The 20,114-nt window shown below is 59.2% G+C and carries 22 protein-coding genes and 1 tRNA gene; 8 read left to right on the forward strand and 15 right to left on the reverse strand.

Annotated elements, in window-relative coordinates:
• Positions 1-170: 170 nt before the first annotated feature.
• Positions 171-254, reverse strand: a tRNA-Leu gene (locus tag HGT1_RS02270).
• A gap of 120 nt (positions 255-374) precedes the next feature.
• On the opposite strand from HGT1_RS02270, the gene HGT1_RS02275 reads away from it, so the two are divergent.
• The 5 genes from HGT1_RS02275 to HGT1_RS02295 all read left to right on the forward strand — a co-directional run bounded on the left by HGT1_RS02275 (position 375) and on the right by HGT1_RS02295 (position 4,699).
• Positions 375-896: a Hint domain-containing protein gene (locus tag HGT1_RS02275; RefSeq protein ID WP_176248368.1), complete on the forward strand. Its 522-nt coding sequence runs from the start codon at positions 375-377 to the stop codon at positions 894-896.
• Between the two features lie 393 nt (positions 897-1,289).
• Positions 1,290-1,628, forward strand: coding sequence for a P-II family nitrogen regulator (locus tag HGT1_RS02280; protein ID WP_176248369.1), 339 nt, complete (start codon positions 1,290-1,292; stop codon positions 1,626-1,628).
• A 35-nt stretch (positions 1,629-1,663) separates the two neighbouring features.
• Positions 1,664-3,070, forward strand: a complete 1,407-nt coding sequence (glnA, locus tag HGT1_RS02285) for a type I glutamate--ammonia ligase (RefSeq protein ID WP_176248370.1) — start codon at positions 1,664-1,666, stop codon at positions 3,068-3,070.
• A 133-nt stretch (positions 3,071-3,203) separates the two neighbouring features.
• Positions 3,204-4,007 (forward strand): lytic transglycosylase domain-containing protein, encoded by an 804-nt coding sequence (locus HGT1_RS02290; RefSeq protein ID WP_176248371.1) that lies wholly within the window; start codon positions 3,204-3,206, stop codon positions 4,005-4,007.
• 263 nt (positions 4,008-4,270) lie between these two features.
• On the forward strand, positions 4,271-4,699 hold the full coding sequence (locus HGT1_RS02295; protein ID WP_176248372.1) for a glyoxalase superfamily protein: 429 nt from the start codon (positions 4,271-4,273) through the stop codon (positions 4,697-4,699).
• Positions 4,700-4,717: 18 nt separating this feature from the next.
• Here the strand turns inward: HGT1_RS02295 and HGT1_RS02300 are convergent, their stop codons facing one another.
• The 11 genes from HGT1_RS02300 to yajC all read right to left on the reverse strand — a co-directional run bounded on the left by HGT1_RS02300 (position 4,718) and on the right by yajC (position 12,410).
• Positions 4,718-5,446, reverse strand: coding sequence for a DUF3445 domain-containing protein (locus HGT1_RS02300; RefSeq protein WP_176248373.1), 729 nt, complete (start codon positions 5,444-5,446; stop codon positions 4,718-4,720).
• Between the two features lie 163 nt (positions 5,447-5,609).
• The gene (locus tag HGT1_RS02305; protein ID WP_176248374.1) at positions 5,610-6,149 is read right to left on the reverse strand and encodes a DsbE family thiol:disulfide interchange protein; all 540 of its coding nucleotides are present in this window, start codon (positions 6,147-6,149) and stop codon (positions 5,610-5,612) included.
• Positions 6,142-6,294, reverse strand: coding sequence for a heme exporter protein CcmD (ccmD, locus tag HGT1_RS02310; RefSeq protein WP_176248375.1), 153 nt, complete (start codon positions 6,292-6,294; stop codon positions 6,142-6,144). The genes HGT1_RS02305 and ccmD overlap by 8 nt, the downstream gene beginning before the upstream one ends.
• Positions 6,291-7,025 (reverse strand): heme ABC transporter permease, encoded by a 735-nt coding sequence (locus HGT1_RS02315; protein ID WP_176248376.1) that lies wholly within the window; start codon positions 7,023-7,025, stop codon positions 6,291-6,293. Before HGT1_RS02315 ends, ccmD begins: the two co-directional genes overlap by 4 nt.
• 64 nt (positions 7,026-7,089) lie before the next feature.
• A complete protein-coding gene (gene ccmB, locus HGT1_RS02320) occupies positions 7,090-7,746 on the reverse strand; it encodes a heme exporter protein CcmB (RefSeq protein WP_176248377.1) in 657 nt (218 codons plus the stop codon).
• Positions 7,743-8,360, reverse strand: coding sequence for a heme ABC exporter ATP-binding protein CcmA (ccmA, locus tag HGT1_RS02325; RefSeq protein ID WP_176248378.1), 618 nt, complete (start codon positions 8,358-8,360; stop codon positions 7,743-7,745). Before ccmA ends, ccmB begins: the two co-directional genes overlap by 4 nt.
• 1 nt (position 8,361) lies before the next feature.
• On the reverse strand, positions 8,362-8,715 hold the full coding sequence (locus HGT1_RS02330; protein ID WP_176248379.1) for an Mth938-like domain-containing protein: 354 nt from the start codon (positions 8,713-8,715) through the stop codon (positions 8,362-8,364).
• Between the two features lie 4 nt (positions 8,716-8,719).
• Positions 8,720-9,475: a sulfite exporter TauE/SafE family protein gene (locus HGT1_RS02335; protein ID WP_176248380.1), complete on the reverse strand. Its 756-nt coding sequence runs from the start codon at positions 9,473-9,475 to the stop codon at positions 8,720-8,722.
• Complete coding sequence (secF, locus tag HGT1_RS02340) at positions 9,468-10,436, reverse strand: protein translocase subunit SecF (RefSeq protein WP_176248381.1); 969 nt, start codon at positions 10,434-10,436, stop codon at positions 9,468-9,470. The genes HGT1_RS02335 and secF overlap by 8 nt, the downstream gene beginning before the upstream one ends.
• Before the next feature lie 9 nt (positions 10,437-10,445).
• Positions 10,446-12,095 carry a protein translocase subunit SecD gene (gene secD, locus HGT1_RS02345; protein WP_176248382.1) on the reverse strand — a complete coding sequence of 550 codons (1,650 nt, stop codon included), beginning with the start codon at positions 12,093-12,095 and terminating at the stop codon, positions 10,446-10,448.
• Between the two features lie 36 nt (positions 12,096-12,131).
• The gene (yajC, locus tag HGT1_RS02350) at positions 12,132-12,410 is read right to left on the reverse strand and encodes a preprotein translocase subunit YajC (protein ID WP_176248383.1); all 279 of its coding nucleotides are present in this window, start codon (positions 12,408-12,410) and stop codon (positions 12,132-12,134) included.
• Between the two features lie 227 nt (positions 12,411-12,637).
• Between yajC and HGT1_RS02355 the strand changes: the two genes are divergently transcribed.
• The 3 genes from HGT1_RS02355 (at position 12,638) to HGT1_RS02365 (ending at position 16,336) form a co-directional block, all read left to right on the forward strand.
• Positions 12,638-14,179 (forward strand): pentapeptide repeat-containing protein, encoded by a 1,542-nt coding sequence (locus tag HGT1_RS02355; protein ID WP_217902968.1) that lies wholly within the window; start codon positions 12,638-12,640, stop codon positions 14,177-14,179.
• 90 nt (positions 14,180-14,269) lie between these two features.
• Positions 14,270-15,562: a serine--tRNA ligase gene (serS, locus tag HGT1_RS02360; protein WP_176248384.1), complete on the forward strand. Its 1,293-nt coding sequence runs from the start codon at positions 14,270-14,272 to the stop codon at positions 15,560-15,562.
• 66 nt (positions 15,563-15,628) lie between these two features.
• Complete coding sequence (locus HGT1_RS02365) at positions 15,629-16,336, forward strand: tryptophan-rich sensory protein (RefSeq protein WP_176248385.1); 708 nt, start codon at positions 15,629-15,631, stop codon at positions 16,334-16,336.
• A gap of 59 nt (positions 16,337-16,395) precedes the next feature.
• Here HGT1_RS02365 and der read toward each other — a convergent pair whose 3' ends face one another.
• Genes der through HGT1_RS02380 form a run of 3 tightly spaced genes read right to left on the reverse strand, consistent with a single transcriptional unit; the run spans position 16,396 to position 20,064 of the window.
• Entirely contained in the window at positions 16,396-17,871 is a 1,476-nt protein-coding gene (gene der / locus HGT1_RS02370; RefSeq protein ID WP_176248386.1) for a ribosome biogenesis GTPase Der, read from the reverse strand.
• Between the two features lie 50 nt (positions 17,872-17,921).
• The gene (locus HGT1_RS02375; RefSeq protein ID WP_255200069.1) at positions 17,922-19,298 is read right to left on the reverse strand and encodes a PQQ-like beta-propeller repeat protein; all 1,377 of its coding nucleotides are present in this window, start codon (positions 19,296-19,298) and stop codon (positions 17,922-17,924) included.
• A gap of 52 nt (positions 19,299-19,350) precedes the next feature.
• Positions 19,351-20,064 (reverse strand): hypothetical protein, encoded by a 714-nt coding sequence (locus tag HGT1_RS02380; protein WP_176248387.1) that lies wholly within the window; start codon positions 20,062-20,064, stop codon positions 19,351-19,353.
• Positions 20,065-20,114: the final 50 nt, after the last annotated feature.

Here is a 20,114-nt window from a genome sequence, read left to right on the forward strand (position 1 = left end):
AATCCGAAAGACCGAGCGCATGGAAAAGCGTTCGGCGTGCGTGCTTCAGGCAGCATTCAGTCACGTTGGATGGTGATGATATGAATGAAGAGGAAAGTTCGGAACCAAACCCAAAGGCGGCAGTTCACAAACGGCCTCAAGTAGCCAATGCCGGTAGGCCAAAAATAAATTGGTGCGGGTGAAGGGACTCGAACCCCCACGCCATAGGCGCCAGAACCTAAATCTGGTGCGTCTACCAATTCCGCCACACCCGCATTGCGCGGTCTCTATCAAACAAGTTTGGGATAGGCGAGTGTAAAAAACACAAGACATCAACACTTTTTTACCTTATCCACTTCATTACCTGAGGTAGGTAAAGCAAGAAAGAGACGCCCATGAAACCGAATACGGTCGGGCGCGTCAGCGAACAGGATTCGCTAGCGGGCCATTATATGCCCTATGTCAGCGTCGATAGCGGCCTGATATCTGGCACACGTTTGCTCACCCTTGATGGGGAGATTCCGGTGGAAGTTCTGAGCATCGGTGACAAACTTATTACGCGTGATTGTGGGATTTCCACTGTCACCCATATCCAACGCACCACTCGTAAAGTTCATACCATCGCTTTTGCAGCCGGATCGCTGGGGCATACGCGTCCTGAATCCGATACCCTGCTGGCGGCTGACCAGATGGTTCTGGTTCGCGACTGGCGTGCGCAGGCGATGTTCAATTCCGAACGCGCCCTGGTTGCGGCACGCGCCCTTGTGGATGGTGAATTCATCATCGACCAAGGCGAACAAAAACAGGTCCTGATCCAGATCTTCTGCGACGGTCCGCATATTCTGTATGCCGGCGGGTTGGAGCTGGGAACCGCAGATGCCTGCCGCGCACGTGGCGCAGTCCTGGACGCCGCATAACACGACCGCTGCCCAAGGGATTGGGCAGCCGTTGTTTCCATCCCCCGCAAACTGCCGCGCGCGACCCTCGCGCCCCGTTCGTGTGCCCCACAGGTATACCCAGCACTGCGCCGAACATCCGCCAACCGCGGAATCAGCCATCGGTAAATTCCACCGAAAACGCATCAGGGCCCGCATCTTGACGCCTGCCGCGCGACCGAATTGCCCCTGCCCCGGCCTTTTCAATTTCACAACTGCCTAATTTTTAATCTCACAGCACATTTTTCATGCTACCCGCTCGAAATTTCATCGCCCGATGTGGACTCCGCCTGACGCTTGGTAGACCGTCGCCTTGCATAGTGAAATGACGCTCATGCAAACATTGAATACCGCATATCGGCAGGGAGGCCTCAGATGAAAAAGATCGAAGCTGTGATCAAACCGTTCAAGCTTGATGAAGTCAAAGAGGCGCTTCAGGACGTCGGCGTTCAGGGGCTTAGCGTGATTGAAGTCAAAGGTTTCGGCCGTCAGAAGGGCCATACCGAACTGTACCGTGGTGCCGAATACGTCGTTGATTTCCTTCCCAAGGTCAAAATCGAGATTGTTCTGGATGACGATCAGGTAGACGCCGCCATCGAGGCCATCGTGAACGCCGCGAAGACCGAAAAGATCGGGGATGGCAAAATCTTTGTCAGCACCATCGAACAAACAATTCGCATCCGCACCGGCGAGACCGGTTCAGACGCGCTGTAATCCACCAAAGGTTCCAAGAAAGAGGATATCATCCAATGAGCACCAAGGACTTCTTGAAAAAGATCAAGGACGAGGACATCGAATACGTAGATGTTCGCTTTACGGACACGCGCGGCAAGCTGCAGCACGTCACAATCGTTTCTGATCTGGTCGATGAAGACTTCATCGAAGAGGGCTTCATGTTTGACGGCTCCTCGATCGCGGGCTGGAAAAGCATCGAAGCATCCGACATGAAACTGATGCTCGACACCGACACAGCTTACGTTGACCCGTTCTATGCTGAAAAAACACTTTGCGTGCACTGCTCGATCGTCGAGCCGGACACAGGCGAAGCCTATGACCGCGACCCACGCGGCACGGCCCAGAAAGCCGAAGCATATCTGAAATCCTCGGGTATTGGTGACACGGCCTATATGGGCCCCGAAGCCGAATTCTTCCTGTTCGACAACGTCAAATTCTCGAACACGATCAACAAGGTATCCTACGAAGTTGATGCGTCCGACGCGTCCTGGAACACCGACACCGATTACGAGATGGGCAACACGGGCCACCGCCCCGGCCTCAAGGGCGGCTACTTCCCGGTCAACCCTGTCGACGAAGCACAAGACCTGCGCGCCGAGATGCTGTCCACGATGAAGCGCCTCGGGATGAAGGTCGACAAGCACCACCACGAGGTGGCGTCCTGCCAGCACGAACTTGGTCTGATCTTCGGAACCCTGACGCATCAGGCGGACGAGCTGCAAAAGTACAAATATGTGATCCACAACGTGGCACATGCTTACGGCAAATCGGCAACCTTTATGCCCAAGCCGATCTATGGCGATAACGGCTCAGGCATGCACGTGAACATGTCGATCTGGAAAGACGGCAAGCCGCTGTTTGCAGGCGACAAATACGCCGACCTGTCTCAGGAAGCGCTGTATTTCATCGGCGGCATCCTGTCCCACGCCAAATCGTTGAACGCCTTCACCAACCCGGCGACCAACAGCTACAAGCGCCTGATCCCGGGCTTCGAAGCCCCCGTTCTGCGCGCCTATTCCGCCCGCAACCGCTCTGGCTGCGTTCGGATCCCATGGACAGAAAGCCCCAAAGCCAAGCGCGTCGAGGCACGTTTCCCCGATCCCGCAGCCAACCCCTACCTGTGCTTTGCAGCACTGCTGATGGCTGGCCTTGACGGCATCAAGAACAAGATCGATCCGGGCGAAGCCATGGATAAGAACCTGTATGATCTGCCTGCCGAGGAACTGGCCGGTATCCCAACCGTTTGCGGGTCCCTGCGCGAAGCGCTGGACGAGCTGCAAAACGACATGGATTACCTGCTGGCCGGTGACGTGTTCACCAAGGACCAGATCGAAGGTTACATCGAACTCAAGATGGAAGAAGTGCACAAATACGAGCACACACCCCACCCTGTTGAATTCGGCATGTACTACAGCTGCTAATCAACAGAAGTTAAGAAAATCCAAAGGGCGTCCCAAGCGGGGCGCCCTTTGTGCATTGATCACGGCAGTTTCACTTTGCAGATCAGGCCCCGTTGGTTAATGTCGCATTAATTCAGTCACTTTGGGGTTTTTTATGTATTTCTTTAAAACGATTACCGCCGCCTGCCTTTTGACAGCCGGCCTCTGCGCACCCGTGGTTGCCGCAGAATGCGGAAACAGCGGCGGCGGCTTTAACGCCTGGAAATCCTCCTTCGCAAAAGAAGCAGCAGCCGCAGGGGTTGGCAAACGCGGTCTGGCAGCCCTGGCCGATGCCCAATACGCCTCGCGCACCATCGCCGCAGACCGCAACCAAAAGTCGTTCAAATACTCCTTGTCGAAATTCATGCAGGTGCGCGGGGCCGATACCATCGTCGCCCAAGGCCGCAAACGCAAAGCCCGCGATGCCGCGTTCTACCAGTCCTTGGAATCCCGCTTTGGCGTGCCGGCAGGGGTCATCATCGCGATCCACGGGATGGAAACCGCATTCGGGGGCTTCATGGGCGACAGCGCTGTTGTCTCGGCCATCACCACATTGACCTATGACTGCCGCCGCTCCGCCTTCTTTGAACCCCACGCAATCGGCGCGTTGAAGCTGGTCGATATGGGCGCAATCACCGGATCGACCAAAGGCGCGAAACACGGCGAACTGGGCCATACACAGTTCCTGCCGGGCAATGCCCTGCGCTACGGCGTTGACGGCAATGGCGACGGGCGCATTGATTTCTATAACCAGACCGATGCCCTCGCCTCGACCGCCAATTTCCTGCGCCAGAAGGGCTGGCAACCCGGCGTCGGCTATCAGGAAGGTCAGGGAAACTTCGCCGTGATCAAGCAATGGAACGCCGCCGGCGTGTATCAAAAAGCCATCGCCATCATGGGTGCCCGCATCGACGGCTAACCTAACCTGGCACCAGAATGCGCACCCGGACAGGTGCGCATCCCCTGCCTTCCAAATGGCCAAAAATCCTCGCCGAAGGTATCCGAACCGGGCCCCGAACCGCGTCCCTTGCAACTTTCGCGCCAACGCGCCATATGGGGGTCAGGGAAAGGCCCCTGCCGTCCGCATTCCGGTGAAGCCCTTTGAAACACGACACCTTCAATCTCGCCGATTGACGGGTAACGCGGACCCCCTTCGACTTTTGCGAGAGCAGGAGTGTTAAAATGACAACCCCGATCCCCCCGACCGATGTCCTGAAATCTCAGGCAAAACGCCTGCGTGCAGATCTGGCAGCGCAAGGAAACACCGTTTCCCACGCTGCGACCCTGGAAATGGTTGCCCATCAATGGGGCGCGCGCGACTGGAACACCCTGAGCGCCCAAGCCAGCACCCCGACCATCGGCTGGAAACCCGGCGACCGCGCCTCGGGCCGCTATCTTGGCCAACCGTTCAAAGGCGTGGTGAAAGCGGCGAAACTCTCCGGCTCCGGCATGTGGTCCCTGACGCTTTGCTTTGACCAAGCCGTTGACGTGGTGACCTCGCCCCTGTTCAGCAACCTGCGACGGCAGGTGAACGCCGTGGTGGGCGCAAACGGGATTTCCCCGCGCAAGACCTCGGACGGGCAGCCACATCTGGTGCTTGACCCGCGCTAAGCTCACACGCCTGTTGGATCAGCGTCCAACAGGCGTAACATCGCCGCGCACCACGACGGTATGAATGGTGAACACAACCGCGTCCGTTTCGGGCAAGCGCAAGATACATTGCCGCTCCGACCTCAGAAACGGCATTTCATCCCCCACTTCGCGCCGGCGCGGCTGATGTAGATCGGCATCGGCATAGGTCAACCTGTTGAACCGCCACAACGGCTGGCCCACCCGAACCCCGTCAAACAGACGCTGCACCCGGCGGGCAATGTTATCGTCATATTCTTCGACCGGCACATGGATTGCCGTCAACGGGCGCTCGATTTTCTCGGCCAAACGCCAATTCGCAGGAAAGCACAGCACAGCGGCGGCCAGAACATGCTCATTCCCCCGCTTTTGCAAAATGCAAATGTCTTCCTGCACCAAATGCCCCAAACTGCGCAGGGGCGCGTCCCAGTCCAGATCGACCGCGCGCCCGTCAGGGCAGATGACCCGGCTCCCCTCAACGGCAAAGCCAAGCTGTGGCAAAATCCCCAAAGCCTCGCGCAACACCTCGAGACTGGCCTCGCGCGCAGTGTCAGGTTCATACAATACATCCTGGGGCCTCTGGGCAATCAGCTCGGCGCGGTACTGCATCTGCGCAGCGTAAGCATCGTCCGCCCGCAGCCAGTCATTCGCCGCACAAGGTCCAACCCCCGGCAAGCGCACATCGCCGCCCTGCTCATTCGGCAAACGCTTTTGTAAAATCTGTCTCACGGGTCAACACCCCTACCAAGTAACCTAGAAAATTCGCCACACTCCGCCCCGCCCCGGGCTTCTCTGGCTCTTAAATATCCTCGCCAAAGGCGAAATTCTTTTGGCCGGCGCGCAAAGGAAGAAATGCCTTCGGCGAGGATTTAAGTCCATTTGGAATAACAGACTACTCTGCCAAAGCATCCCGTAACGCGGGCAGGAAACGCTGTTCATAGTCGCTTCCGACCAAGGGGCCGGCAAAGCGGAACAATACGGTGCCATCCCCGTCGATGATAAAGGTTTCCGGCGGCGCGGTTACACCCCAGTCAATGGCCGTGCGCCCTTGCGGGTCAAAGGCTACGCCTTGAAACGGGTTACCGTCATCAGTCAGATAGCTGGTTGCCGCCCCAGCTGTGTCCTTGAAATTCACCCCGATGATCGCGATCCCGTCGGCCTGCATTTTCAACAGGGTCGGATGCTCTGCGCGGCAGGGCGGGCACCAGCTGGCCCAGAAGTTCACCAGCGTCACCTTGCCGCTTGCAAGGGCGTCGGCTGCGGGGGGCGCAAAACCGCTGAGTTCCTGTTCAGGCAGCGCCGGGGCCGTTTGGCCGACCAGAGTTGACGGCAACCCTTCGGGGTCGGGTCTGAACATGCCAAAGGCCGCAAGGGCCACGAATGCGGCAAAGATCAGCGGGGGGGCAAGCATCAATGGTGATATCTTAGGCATCTTTTTGCGCCTCGATCCGGGCCAGTTCCGCCCTTGCGCGGCGGCCTTTGCGCAAGGACAACAGGATCAGCCCCGCCATCAGCACCAGGGACAGACCGTAAGCGGCAAGCACCTCGGCGGCGTATTTTCCAAGATCAGGCATCATGCTTCTTTCTTGCTGCGGGCGAGCAATGCGCGGGCGCGGCGCAGGCGGATTTCTGTGCCGGTGCGGTACAAAACCAACGCCAGAAACAGCAGGCCAAAGCCGACCATGCTGATCACCAGCGGATAAAAGAACACGTCAGACACCGTTCGTCCCCCCGTTGCCACGGGCACGGATGTGCCCTGATGCAGCCCCTGGTTCCAGAACTTGACCGCATAGCGTGACAGTACCGCAAACACCGACCCCACAAGACACAGCACAGAGGTCAGATCGGCGGCAGTGTCCGGGTCATCGACGGCTTCCCACAGGGCGATATAGCCAAGGTAGAACAGGAACAGGATCAGGAATGACGTCAGGCGCGGGTCCCATGCCCACCATGTGCCCCACATCGGCTGGCCCCAGATCGCACCGGTCACCAGCGCAATAACCGTCATGGTAATACCGACCGGTGCCGCCGCTTTGGCGGCCAGGGCGCTGACGTGGTGGCGGCGGATCAGCCAGATCAGCGAGGCAACCAGCATCATGAACCACGCATTGATTGCCATCAGCGCAGCAGGGACGTGCAGGTAGATAATCTTGACCGTTGATCCCTGGCGGAAATCATCCGGCGTGGCAAAGAACCCCCACACCAGCCCCACAACCACACAGATCGCGGCTGCCGCCCAGAGATAGGGTTGCACACGGGCTGACAGGCCCAAAAACTTTACCGGATTGGCGTATTCCCACAATGACATGTTCGGTATTTACCCTTCCCCTAGGATGCACTCAATGGGCAAAACGCCTCAGGCGTTGGCCCGCTCATCGCAACGTCATCCGCAACACCGCAGCCGAGGCGAAAGGCATCAGCGCAATCGTGCCCAGCGTGATGCCCGCCAGCAGGATCAGCGGCGTGGTACCATCCAGCCCCATCGCCCCGCGACGTGCGGCTTCGGCCCCAAAGATCAACGTCGGCACATAAAGCGGCAGCACCAGCAGCGACATCAACAGCCCGCCGCGTTTGATCCCCACCGTCAGGGCCGCCCCGAAGGCACCGATCACCGACAGTGCCGGCGTGCCAAGTGCGAGCGACGCGATCAACCAAAGATACCCGTCAGGGGCAAGGTTCAGCATCAGCCCCAGCACCGGCGCGGCCAGCACCAATGGCAGCCCGGTGGTCAACCAGTGCGACAGCGCCTTGATGCTCAGCGCGGCCTCCAGCGGCAGGGGCGCGGTGGCCAGCAGATCCAATGTACCGTCCTCGAAATCAAGGGCCAGCAGCCGGTCAAGCGACAGCAGGCAGGCCAGCAGCGCCCCCAGCCACAACACCCCCGGCGCGATGGTGGACAGCAGTTCGGATTGCGGGCCGACGCTGAACGGCACCAGCACTGTGACAATCAAAAAGAACGCGAGCCCGAGGCCAAAGCCGCCGCCGGCGCGAAATGCCAGCATCAGGTCGCGGTGCAGCAGCGCAATCATAAAAACGCCTCGTCGCTGGCACCGCTGCGCTGGTCCGCTTTGGCGCGGTACGGGGCCACATCAAAGGTGGCGGCATTCAGGCCAAGGTCGATATGGGTGGCGATCAGCGCCATGCCCCCTGCCCGCAGATGCGCCGTGACGGCGGAGGCGAACATCGCAACTGCGTCCGCGTCCAGCGACACGGTGGGTTCGTCCAGCACCCACACGGGCCGCCCCGTGACCATCAACCGCGCCAACCCCAGCCGCCGTTTTTGCCCCGCCGACAGGGTGCCCGCCAGCCGGTCGCGCAACGGGTCCAGCTGATAGGCAGCCAGCGCCGGTTCGATATCGCTGTTGCCAAAGACCTGCGCCCAGAAGGTCAGGTTTTCGGTCACGCTGAGCATCGCCTTGAGGCCATCCGCATGGCCCGCATAGGCGATGGTTTCATCCGCCCCGTCGATCTGCCCCGACAGCGCCGGTTGCAGCCCCGCGATGGTGCGCAGCAGCGTGGTCTTGCCCGCGCCATTCGGGCCGCGCAAGATCAACGCCGCTCCGGGGGCAATCTCAAAGCTGACCCCGCTCAGCACAGGGACGCCGCCACGGGCGACGGCCAGATCGTGGATGCATAATGTCATATCAGATCGGGATCATCGCCAACGCCACGCGCCGGCCTTCGCTCAGCAAGACGTTATAGGTGCGCGATGCGGCGGGCGATGACATCACTTCAAGGCCCAGACCCGCGTCATCCATCTGGCGGCGCAGGTCAGCGGGGATATGGGCGATCTCGGCCCCCATGCCCAGAAACAGGATATCAACCGTGCCTGCCAGTGCCAGCAGCGCGTCGGCGTCGTCAAACCCGCCCCATGTCCGGGTGCCCGACGCGCCCGTAATCACCGGCCCGTGGATCACGGTGCCGCCAATGCGGAAAAATCCGGGGCCATACCCTTCGACAGGTTTGGCATCGTTAAACACAACCTCGTTCAGGCGCATGACCTTATCCTTTCCACAACGGCAATCCGATAATAGCGGAAAGCCCGATGACAATATAGGCCACCACGCGGAAAAGCGTCTCGGATTGCGGGTTAAATAGTCGCGCCCCGATCATATTGGCCAAAACGTTTGGGATGCCCATCAAAAGGCCCAGCACAACAACGGGCCACACCAACTGCCCGCTGAGCAAAAGCATGATGAACAGCAGGCAATCAACGCCGACAAGATACAGCAGGAAATTCGCTCGGATCGCTGCGATTGGCAATTTGCTGGCCATATAAAGCATGATCACGGGCGGGCCCGCGACACCTGCAAACCCTGTCATGAAACCACCCAAAGCGCCGGTCCCGACAATCAGCGGTTTGCCCAACGTGCCGGAATAGCGCCAGCCGGTGATCAACAGCATCAACAGTGCAATGACGACGCCCGACACGATCCAGCCAAAGACATCGGGTGACATGGCGGACAAAACGACCAAGCCCACGGGCATGGCCAGCAAGACACCTGACAGCAAGAGCCAGATATCGCGTTTGGACCCTTGGCGCAGGGCCGACGGCAGATTTGGCAGCGGGCCAAGCAATTCGGTCGTGGACAGGAAGATGATGGCCTGAACGGGGCTTAGCACCGATGCGGCGACGGGCATGATAATCATGGCGCTGCCAAAGCCGGAAAAACCGCGTACCAACCCCGATGCGATAACGCTCAAAAGCAGCCAGATCAGACCCGAGGTTGATCCGGCCGCCGCTAAGACGTCATGCATCTATGTTGGCGTATTGACCCGAACCGGTGTCTTTCTTGGTCCAGTCACGTTTCACGCCCAGGAACAGCACCACGTTTTTCGCCACATAAACCGACGAATAGGTACCCACGACGACACCCCATGTGATCGCAAAGACGAAACCGCGGATCACATCGCCACCCAGAACCAGCAACGCAATCAGCGCCAGCAGGGTGGTGCCCGATGTCATCAAGGTCCGGCTTAGGGTTTCGTTGACGCTGATGTTCATCACATCGCGCAGGGGGCGTTTTTTGTATTTGCGCAGGTTTTCCCGCAGGCGGTCAAAGATGACCACCGTATCGTTGATCGAGTAGCCGATGATCGTCAGGATTGCTGCGATCACAGGCAAATCGAACCGGATTTGCAGGGCCGAAAAAATGCCGACGGTCAGGATCACATCGTGAAACAGGGCCGCAACCGCACCGACGGAAAACTGCCATTCGAACCGCAACCAGATGTAGATCAGGATTGCCCCCAGCGATGCGCCAACCGCAAGCAGGGCAGTCTGGATAAGTTCGCCCGACACTTTCGGCCCGACCGATTCCACCGAGGTGAAAACGATCTTTGGCGCAACGGTTTTCAGGGCGGCTTCAACGGCTTCGATCATTTCAGGGGTCGCGGCCTCTTCGCCGTCTTGCGCCTGAATGCGGACCATCGCCACATGTTTGCTGCTGTCGCTTGTCGGGTCGAACACCTCTGAGATCGACACATCGCCCAGACCCAACGGCTCCATCGCGGCGCGGTAGGCGGCCACGTCAACAGCCGTCTCGCTTTGGGTGCGCAATGTCGTGCCACCGCGGAAGTCGATGCCATAGTTCAGACCCATCGTGAACCACACGGCAAGGGCCAGAACCACCGCCACGCAAGACGCCCCAAAGGTCAGCTTGGCGTGTTTGAAAAAGTCGATATTGGTTTCGTCGGGGATTAAACGCATGCGTTTCATTTCAGTCTCCTAGACCGTGATCGTCTTGGGACGGGCGCGTTCAAACCAGAACACAACCATCAGACGGGTGACGAAATATGCGGTGAAAACCGAGGTAACAATGCCGATCCCCAGCGTCACGGCAAAGCCGCGTACCGGCCCCGACCCCAGAACGAACAGGATCACAGCGATGATAAAGGTGGTGATGTTGGCATCCAGAATGGCGCTGAGCGCGCGCTCATATCCCAGACTGATGGCACGCGCGGGGCCCTTGGCGGTTTTCAGTTCCTCGCGGATACGTTCAAAGATCAGCACGTTCGCATCCACCGCCATACCGACAGTCAGCACGATGCCCGCGATCCCCGGCAGGGTCAGCGTCGCCCCGATCAGGCTGAGCAGACCAAAGATCATCGCGACGTTCACCAACAAGGCGATATTGGCGAAGAACCCGAACAGGCCATAGGTCGCCCACATAAAGAACAGCACCGCGATGAACGCGACGCTTGTTGCGATCTTGCCCGCGTCAATGCTGTCTTGTCCCAGTTCCGGCCCGATTGTGCGTTCCTCGACAAAGGTCAGACCCGCAGGCAAGGCCCCTGCCCGCAGCAGCACGGCCAGATTGGTTGATTCCTCGACCGAGAAATTACCGGTGATGATGCCGGAGCCACCGGGAATGGCGCTTTGAATGGTGGGGGCGCTGATGACCTCGTTATCCAGAACAATCGCAAAAGGCGCGCCGATGTTTTCGGCTGTATAGGTCCCGAACTTGCGCGCACCGGTGGTGTCAAAGCGGAAGCTGACAGCGGGCCGGCCGTTCTGGTCAAAGCTGGGCTGCGCGTCGACCAGTTCTTCGCCGGTCACAACGGGGGCAGTTTCAAGAATATAGTACACACCGGGGGCTTCGGCGTCAGGCAGCAGCGAATTGCCCAGACCGGGATTGGCATTTTCATCCGCGCCACGGTTCACAACAGGGTTAAAGGTCAGCTGCGCGGTTGTCCCGATGATCGCTTTCAATTCAGCCGCAGACCCGATGCCCGGCACCTGAATAAGGATACGATCAGACCCCTGACGCTGGATCGTGGGTTCGCGCGTGCCAACCTCGTCGATACGGCGGCGGATGATTTCCAGCGATTGCTGCATGGTCCGTTCGTCTGTGGCCTGCTTTTCGGCCTCCGACAGGGTCACGGTGATGATGTTATCGGCACCGTTAACCACGATATCATTCTGGCCGGCCCCTGTGATGGATTGCACAGGCCGCGCCAGCGTGCGTGTCGCCTCCAGCGCTTGGGCCAGCAGTTCGGGATCATTGATCCGGACCCGCAATTCACCTTCGGGCGCATCGACGCGGCGGACCGGCGTGATCGACCGCAAGACATCGCGCACCTCGGGCCATGCCGCTTCCATCCGGTTGGCGTAAACCTCGGCCACGTTGACCTCGGCCAGCAGATGCGCACCGCCGCGCAGATCCAGACCAAGGTTCACCAACCGCTCGGGCAGGAATTCCGGCCAAAGGGCCGCCTGCGCCTCAAGCTCGGGGGTGGACCCGGCCACATCCATCGCCTTGAGCGCGTCATTATGCTGTTCTACGGGGCCGTAGAACGCGTTCGGCAGCGCCAGATACAGGCCTGTCACACAGGTGAGGATGATCAACACCCGTTTCCACAGATCAATCTGAAGCATGGCTTAAGCCCTTCTTAACGCTGCCGGTTGGGCAGTTTATTTGGCAGGTTCGGTCTTGGACACAACCGTCGCGATGGTCGACTGCACAACGCGTACTTTGACGTTTTCGGCCAGTTCGACCTCAAGCTCGCCATCGTCCTTGACCTTGACAACCTTGCCGATCAACCCGCCCTGGGTGACCACCTGATCGCCACGGCGCAGACCCGCAACCATCGCCTGATGTTCTTTCACCTTCTTCTGCTGAGGGCGGATAAGCAGGAAATACATGATCGCGAAGATCAGAATGAGGGGCACGAATTGCTGAATGCCTTGCATGGGGATGGTCCTTTTATTGAGGGAGCACGCCCGTTCCGGCCTGCCGTCGAAGTTTGGCGGAACCTAGGTCCAGATGCGGGGCTTTGCAAGGTGGCTTCACGTGTATTTCAGACCGCCACGGGCCAAGGGCGGGCTTCTGTGCAGGGTTTGCAGGGCGGCACACGTTTTGAGCGGTTGTGACAGATGGTTTTGCACGGCATGGTGGTGGGGAATATGGGGGTGTGCCGTTGGACGATATTATCTTTGAAATCAATCAGCGTGATCTGTTGGGGTTCGTGTTGCTGCTGGCGTTCTTATTCGTCCCGATTGGGATTTCTCAATTCCTTTATAAGGGCGATCCAGCCAAGCCGCCCCTGTTTGACAGATTGCAGGCCCGCATGGGGCTTGGCAGCATAAACTCTGGCCTGCTGTTCGTTGCTATCGCCCTTTGGACTATAATTTTCGCATCTCTCGTTATGGGTTTGCTAGGGGTGGTCTGGTCATTCATCATGTCTGCAACCCCTCAAAGTTCAGAGCAAACGTGGGACTGGCGGTTTTCCTTGGCCAAGATGGCGGCCTTGACCGCAACGCTTGGCGCTGTAGTCGCACTGCCCTTCACCCTGATCCGCCTGACATTCACGCGGACTCAGACCGAAACAGCGGTCGAAGCCTTGTTCAACGACAAGATTAACGCAGCAGTAGAGGACCTTCATGCACAGCGTCAGGTTTCAGTTAAAGTCACAGATGGTGAAACGAAAACCCATGAAACAGTATGGCAAGACGATGTGACCCGCAGAAACGGTGCCATTGATCGGCTTGAAGGGCTGGCGGGTGAGGAACCCAAAGCCGCCCCGCGCATCGCGCGGATGCTTTCGGTTTATGTACGCGAGCTGTCACGCGAACATCCACCAAAGACGGTGCCAACATCAGATGAACGCACTGTCCTTCAAAATTGGGTCCGCGCCCTGACCCCGGCCCGATCCGACATGCAAAACGCGATGCAGGTGTTGGGACGGCTAAAGGAGACGACAGGCTTGCCACTGGACAGTGGCGAGATTGATTTAACCGAGGCCAACATGCAGGGATGTGATCTAGCCGGACTGAATTTTAGCGGTGCCAAAATGAAAGGGGTCCAGTTGCAAGGAGCCAACCTCGGCGAGGCGCAGTTGCAGGGGGCTTACCTTAGCAGGGCACAGTTGCAGGGGGCGGCGCTCTGGGGGGCGCAGTTGCAGGGGGCGAAGCTCGGCTGGGCGCGATTGCAGGGGGCATACCTCAACGGGGCGCAATTGCAGGGGGCGGACCTCAGTGGGGCGCAATTGCAGAGGGCAGACCTCGGCCAAGCGCAGTTGCAGGGGGCATACCTCAGCGGGGCGCGATTGCAGGGGGCATACCTCAACGGGGCGCAATTGCAGGGGGCGGACCTCTCGGGAGCGTGGCTACATGGAGCAAATCTCGTAGAGGCGGAGCTAAATGGTGCAAACTTCGACTGGGTGAAATTGCACGGTGCGGATATTTCTGAGGCCACATTAGATGCCTTAACCTCGTTTAACGGGGCATCAATCAAAGGTAGCGCGCTGAAGGGTGTTGATTTTACTGATAGCACCATAAAAGTGAGACTGCTCAATTCCGCCTTTGGCGACGCGACGACGATCATACCCAGCGGCCATGGCCCCGATCACGAAAACTGGCCCGAGCGTTGGTCAAAAGAAGAATTAGACTGGGAAGAATTCAACATCCAACACCGCGACTTCCAGCGCTCCATCGGACAAGACCCCGACAACCCCGCATAAACCCGCCACACCACATCTGGCCCCGCGATCCACAATCGGGCATAACGCATTCAAAGCGCCGAAAGCGATTCAAGATCAAAGGACAGACCCATGCATGACATCAAAGCCATCCGCGAAAATCCTGAAGCGTTTGACGCGGCCCTTGCGCGGCGCGGGGATGCGCCGGTCACGGGCGAAATCCTTGAGCTGGACGAAGCGCGGCGCGGGATGATCAATGCGGCCGAAACGGCGCAGGCTGAACAGAACAAGGCCTCAAAGCTGGTGGGGGCTGCCAAGGCATCGGGCGACGAGGCCGAATTTGAACGCCTGCGCGCCTTGGTCAGCGAAAAGAAGGCCGAAGTCGCGCAGATGCAGGCCAAGGCCAAGGAGCTGGACGCGCAACTGACCGACAAACTGGCGCGCATCCCCAACCTGCCCGCCGATGATGTGCCCCAAGGGGCCGACGAAAATGACAACGTCGAGGTGAACCGCTGGGGCGACGTGCCCACGCTTGATTTCACCGCAAAAGAGCATTTCGAGATCGCCAGCGTTGCCGCCTCGATGGATTTTGAAACGGCGTCCAAGACGTCGGGCGCACGGTTTGTGATGCTCAAGGGGGCTGTGGCACGTATTCACCGCGCGCTGGCGCAGTTCATGGTCGACACCCATGTGGATGACAACGGGCTGACCGAATATGTAACCCCCGTTCTGGTGCGCGACGAGGCGATGTATGGCACCGACAAGCTGCCGAAATTCGGCGATGACAGCTATCAGACCACGAATGGCTGGTGGTTGATCCCGACCTCCGAAGTGACGCTGACCTATTCGGTGTCCGGCGATGTGCTGGAAGAATCCGCCCTGCCCCGCCGCATGACCGCCCACACCCTGTGCTTCCGCTCCGAGGCAGGATCGGCGGGCCGCGACACATCCGGTATGCTGCGCCAGCACCAGTTCGAAAAGGTCGAGATGGTGTCGATCACCCATCCCGACACCTCGGACGACGAACAAAAACGCATGTTGCGCTGTGCCGAGGATTTGCTGGAACGGTTGCACGTCCCTTACCGCACCGTGCTGCTGTGCACCGGCGACATGGGCTTTGGCGCGAAACGCACTTATGACATCGAGGCGTGGTTGCCCGGGCAAAACGCCTATCGCGAGATCAGTTCGGTTTCGACCACAGGCGCATTTCAGGCGCGACGCATGAACGCCCGCTTCAAACCCGCCGATGGCGGCAAGCCACAGTTCGTGCACACGCTGAACGGGTCCGGTCTGGCCGTGGGGCGCTGCCTGATCGCGGTGCTTGAAAACGGGCAGCAAGCTGACGGTTCGGTGAAACTGCCGCAGGTGCTGGCCCCCTATCTGGGCGGCAAGACGGTTTTGGGCGTTGATGGCGCTTTGTCATAAGCACTGGGAACCAACGGGCGCTGTGCTATGTTCTTTCTTGAATGACATTTCGAAAAAGGACGCATGATGGCCCGCCCGTTGACTGCACTTGTTACCTTTCTGCTGGCCATAGGCTTTGCCGCATCGCCATTTTTCGTGACCAGCTTTGCCGGTTTTGACCCCGACCAGTTCCCGGTGCCGCAGGTGTCGCCACCTGTGCAGCCGGCGGGCTATGCGTTTTCGATCTGGGGGGTCATTTATCTGTGGCTGATCATCGGCATGGGCTGGGGCCTGTGGAAAGCACGCGAGGATTTCGTCTGGCATGACATGCGCGTGCCGCTTGCCGTGTCGCTGTTCATCGGGTGCTTTTGGCTGGCTGTCGCCAATGCCAGCCCGGTCTGGGCATCGGTCCTGATCTGGGCCATGCTGATTGGCGCGTTGATGGCGCTGTTCGAGGCACCTCGGAATGACCCCTGGTTTGCCGCCCTGCCCGTCGGGCTTTATGCAGGCTGGCTGAGTGCGGCGTCCTGCGTGTCATTGGGGCTGTTGGCTGCGGGATATGGCTGGGTCAGTGCAGAAACGGCAGGGCTGATCTTTGTCACCCTTGCCATCGTGATTGCCGCCGCTGTGCAATCGACGCTAATGCGCGCGCCGAGCTACGGGATTGCAGTGATCTGGGCGCTGATTGCGATCGTGTTACATAACTATGCCACGACACCCAGCGTTGCAGCGCTGGCAGCAGGCGGTTCTATCGCACTGCTGCTGCCAACCTTCAAATCATGGCGTGCCGCCTAAGCGGCGCGCGGAATTTTAGAAAAATTCCGGCCCAGATTTTTTGAAAAAATCTGACGCGCCTAGCGGTCCTTGCGGTGACCTTCGGTATGTTTGCGCAGTTTTGACGGCTTGGCCTTTTTGCGTCCCTTATAGGGGTTCGCGTCAGACTGGCCGCGCATCCAGATACGGATCGGCGTACCGGGCATGTCAAAATCGACCCGCAAGCCATTGACCAGATAACGGCTATAGCTTTCGGGCACCTTGTCAGGGTGGCTACACATCACGACAAAGCCCGGTGGCCGGGTCTTTGCCTGGGTCATATAGCGCAGCTTGATGCGTTTGCCTTGGGGCGCGGGGGGCGGATGCGCCTCCATCATGCCCGCAAGCCAGCGGTTCAGTTGCGCGGTCGTGACCCGGCGGTTCCAGACGTCATAGGCACGCATGATCGCTTGGTGCAGGCGGTCAAGGCCACGGCCGGTTTTGGCCGAGACCGTCACCAAAGGCGCGCCCTTAAGCTGCGGCAGCAGCCGTTCAAAGCTTTCACGCAGGTCTTTCAACTTGCCCTGTTTGTCGGTCTCAAGGTCCCATTTGTTGACGGCGACAACCACAGCACGGCCTTCACGCTCGGCCAGATCGGCGATGCGCAAATCCTGCTGTTCAAAAGGGATTTCGGCGTCCAGCAGAACAACCACGACTTCGGCGAATTTCACCGCGCGCAGGCCGTCGCTAACGCTCAGCTTTTCCAGCTTTTCCTGAATCTTGGCCTTTTTGCGCATGCCCGCCGTATCAAAGATACGCATTGGTACATCGTCCCAGACCGTCCGAAGGGAGATCGCATCGCGGGTGATCCCCGCCTCTGGTCCGGTCAGCAGGCGGTCTTCGCCCATGATCTGGTTGATCAGCGTGGATTTGCCCGCATTCGGGCGGCCAACCACGGCAACCTGCAAGGGCTTGGTGTTGGTGGGCACGGGCATGGGCGCATCTTCATCGCCCAGTTCGGCCTCTTCCTCGGTCAGGTCGACGTCGGTATCGGGGGTGTCGGTGTCAACGCGTTCGGCAAAGCTGTCGGCGATTGGCATCAGATGGGTATAAAGATCGTTCAACCCTTCGCCGTGTTCGGCCGACATGCGGATCGGTTCGCCCAGCCCAAGGCTGTAGGCTTCGATCACACCGGCGTCGGCGGCTTTGCCTTCGCCCTTGTTGGCGGCCAGAATCACATGGGCAGATTTCTTGCGCAGGATATCGGCAAAGACCAGATCGGACGGGGTGACGCCGACGCGGGCGTCGATCATGAACAGGCAGACATCCGCCATATCGACCGCGCGTTCCGTCAGGCGGCGCATCCGGCCCTGAAGGCTGTCATCGGTAACTTCTTCAAGTCCGGCGGTGTCGATCACGGTGAATCGCAGATCCGCCAGACGTGCGGCACCTTCGCGCAGGTCGCGCGTCACACCGGGTTGGTCATCGACCAACGCCAGTTTTTTACCGACAAGACGGTTGAACAGCGTGGATTTTCCCACATTGGGGCGGCCCACGATGGCGAGGGTGAAAGACATTGATAGGCTCCGAAGGTCAGGTCAAGCCTGCCCTCTAGACTATTTCAAGGTCAACGGAAAGCGTGCAATTGCCCTTTTGACGACACGACATAAAGCGTGCCCCCCGCAACAACCGGTGCAGTTGTCGCACCACCGGGGATTTCAGCGGTGCCGATCAAGGCCCCGTTGGTTGGATCAAAGCTGCGCAGCACCCCGTCATTGGAGGCAAGAATGATCCGCCCGCCCGCAAGGATCGGCCCGTGGTGGGTGACGATCTCGGATTGGCGTTTCGGCTTTTCCTTGACGAAATTCGGCAATTTCACACCCCAGACGCGCTGGCCGGTGCTGGCATCAAAGCGCACAAGCTCGTTCAGGTCGGTGACGCCGAACACGCTGTCACCCGCGGGCCAGACGGCCCCGACCACACCTTCGTTTGCGGTCCATTGGCGTTCACCACCCGACAGCGTGACCGCAGCCAGACGGCCAGACATGTTGCCCACATAAACGGTATTGCCCGAAATGACCGGTCCGCTGGAGATATCAGAGACATTCGACAAGGCGCGGCCGGGGCGCTTGCCCAATACCGATACGTTCCAGCGGTTCAAACCACCGCTGCGGAACAGGCCTTGGACTTCGCCGGAGCCAAATGCCATGACGGCAATTTCGGGGCTGATCGCAGGCGCTGGCGTCGTCAGGATGTTGCCAACCACGGTGCTGGACCCGGTTTGCCATTGCACGCGGCCGTTGTTCTTGTTCAACGCCCAGCCCATGTCATCGCCAGAGGTGAAATAGACCATATCACCATAGACAGTCGGCGCGCCCGATCCTGTGGCTTCGATATCTTGTTCCCAGCGTGTGGCACCTGTTGCGGCATCCAGCGCGGTTACCGTGCCGAACCCGAGCGAGACATAGAGCGTATCACCGTCAACGGCCAATCCGCCGCCTGTGGCGTCGCCCTGCCCGTCGCTTGGGGGTGTCAGATCGCGCGACCACAGCGGCGTGCCGGATGCAGAGGTTGCCGTGACCAAAGCGCTTGAATCGATGGTGTAGATCTTGCCGCCCGCAACCACGGGTGCCGCCGTGATGCGTTGCTTGCGGCTGTCCCCTTTGCCGATATTGGCAGACCACGCCAGTTGCGGCGCTGTGGACAATGCCGCGTGGTTGATGCGGGTGCTAGGTGTGCCGGCGGCCTGCGTCCAACTTGCGTTATTGGTCATCGCGGGCAGTGAAATCGCGCGGCTTGTGTTTTCGGGGACGGGCAGATCGGCCGGAGCCTCGAACCCGTCGCTGTTTTCGATAACAGAGCGGACATTTTCACGCACACCGGGGAGAATCACCTCGGGCTCGGAACATGCGGACAAAAGCAATGACGCCATCACAGCCCCCATGCCCAACGAGACCCGCCAGGTTTGCGGTGATCTTGTACAGATGCGGTGGAGATTGGTCATGGCCCTGCTCGCTTTGCTCTTAACTCATATCATTTTTGCGCCATTGCTGACGTTAATTGCTGTTCGTACCTGCTGTATCAGAAACATCAGGCTGTGCCATAGGGGCCGCAGACCCCATGTCGGGTTCGCCTCCCAAGGCTACAATCACCTGAAGGGCACGTTGTTGCAAGTCTGTGGTGACTTCGGCGTCCAATAAGATGTCCTGATAGCGGTCAATCGCGGCCTGAGGTTTGTTTTCCTCGATCTCGATCAGCGCCAACTGTTCACTTGCCAAAAGCCGCAGGCTGTTGCCGGGCTGTGCAAGGGCTTCGAGCGCGAGACGGCGTTCGCTGGCGGGCGTGTCGGTCCCTTGCAGGGTGACCGCTTTGAACTGGGCGATTTCGCGGTAGATCGCAGGCACGTCATTGTTCACCGCAACCGCATTCAACGTGTCGATGGCTGCGGCTTTGTCACCGGCATCGGCTTGTTGGGCGGCGGTCAGAAACCCGATCAAGGCACCAGATTGCGCCGAATTCGGTTCAATCGCCGCAAGCGCTGCAGCCCGTGCCTGTGCATCCTCGATAGACAAGGCGGCAAACATCGCATCGCCAAGCGCCTCGGCTTTGGCGCGGGCCTGGGCTTTTTGGTATTCGTTCCAAGCAGCACCGCCCACCAGCAAAACAACCGCCAAAATCGCAATCCAGCCATAGCGTTTAAGCATAAAATAGAAACGGTCGCGGCGAACCTCGTCGTTCACCTCGTCAATGAAGCTGTCTGTATCGCTCATGTTTTGCCTGTCCCACCGTGAATTAATGCCCCTCTTAACCTGCAGCAGCG

The organism is Sulfitobacter sp. HGT1 (assembly GCF_013282155.1).
GTDB lineage: Bacteria > Pseudomonadota > Alphaproteobacteria > Rhodobacterales > Rhodobacteraceae > Sulfitobacter.

Coding starts and splice junctions, on each gene's coding strand:
- HGT1_RS02365 (WP_176248385.1), top strand. CDS start 15,629: ATGGCCCGCCCGTTGACTGCACTTGTTACCTTTCTGCTGGCCATAGGC.
- HGT1_RS02280 (WP_176248369.1), top strand. CDS start 1,290: ATGAAAAAGATCGAAGCTGTGATCAAACCGTTCAAGCTTGATGAAGTC.
- HGT1_RS02295 (WP_176248372.1), top strand. CDS start 4,271: ATGACAACCCCGATCCCCCCGACCGATGTCCTGAAATCTCAGGCAAAA.
- ccmD (WP_176248375.1), bottom strand. CDS start 6,294: ATGATGCCTGATCTTGGAAAATACGCCGCCGAGGTGCTTGCCGCTTAC.
- HGT1_RS02330 (WP_176248379.1), bottom strand. CDS start 8,715: ATGCGCCTGAACGAGGTTGTGTTTAACGATGCCAAACCTGTCGAAGGG.
- ccmA (WP_176248378.1), bottom strand. CDS start 8,360: ATGACATTATGCATCCACGATCTGGCCGTCGCCCGTGGCGGCGTCCCT.
- HGT1_RS02375 (WP_255200069.1), bottom strand. CDS start 19,298: ATGACCAATCTCCACCGCATCTGTACAAGATCACCGCAAACCTGGCGG.
- glnA (WP_176248370.1), top strand. CDS start 1,664: ATGAGCACCAAGGACTTCTTGAAAAAGATCAAGGACGAGGACATCGAA.
- secF (WP_176248381.1), bottom strand. CDS start 10,436: ATGAAACGCATGCGTTTAATCCCCGACGAAACCAATATCGACTTTTTC.
- HGT1_RS02290 (WP_176248371.1), top strand. CDS start 3,204: ATGTATTTCTTTAAAACGATTACCGCCGCCTGCCTTTTGACAGCCGGC.
- HGT1_RS02305 (WP_176248374.1), bottom strand. CDS start 6,149: ATGCCTAAGATATCACCATTGATGCTTGCCCCCCCGCTGATCTTTGCC.
- HGT1_RS02315 (WP_176248376.1), bottom strand. CDS start 7,025: ATGTCATTGTGGGAATACGCCAATCCGGTAAAGTTTTTGGGCCTGTCA.
- HGT1_RS02335 (WP_176248380.1), bottom strand. CDS start 9,475: ATGCATGACGTCTTAGCGGCGGCCGGATCAACCTCGGGTCTGATCTGG.
- secD (WP_176248382.1), bottom strand. CDS start 12,095: ATGCTTCAGATTGATCTGTGGAAACGGGTGTTGATCATCCTCACCTGT.
- ccmB (WP_176248377.1), bottom strand. CDS start 7,746: ATGATTGCGCTGCTGCACCGCGACCTGATGCTGGCATTTCGCGCCGGC.
- HGT1_RS02380 (WP_176248387.1), bottom strand. CDS start 20,064: ATGAGCGATACAGACAGCTTCATTGACGAGGTGAACGACGAGGTTCGC.
- serS (WP_176248384.1), top strand. CDS start 14,270: ATGCATGACATCAAAGCCATCCGCGAAAATCCTGAAGCGTTTGACGCG.
- der (WP_176248386.1), bottom strand. CDS start 17,871: ATGTCTTTCACCCTCGCCATCGTGGGCCGCCCCAATGTGGGAAAATCC.
- yajC (WP_176248383.1), bottom strand. CDS start 12,410: ATGCAAGGCATTCAGCAATTCGTGCCCCTCATTCTGATCTTCGCGATC.
- HGT1_RS02275 (WP_176248368.1), top strand. CDS start 375: ATGAAACCGAATACGGTCGGGCGCGTCAGCGAACAGGATTCGCTAGCG.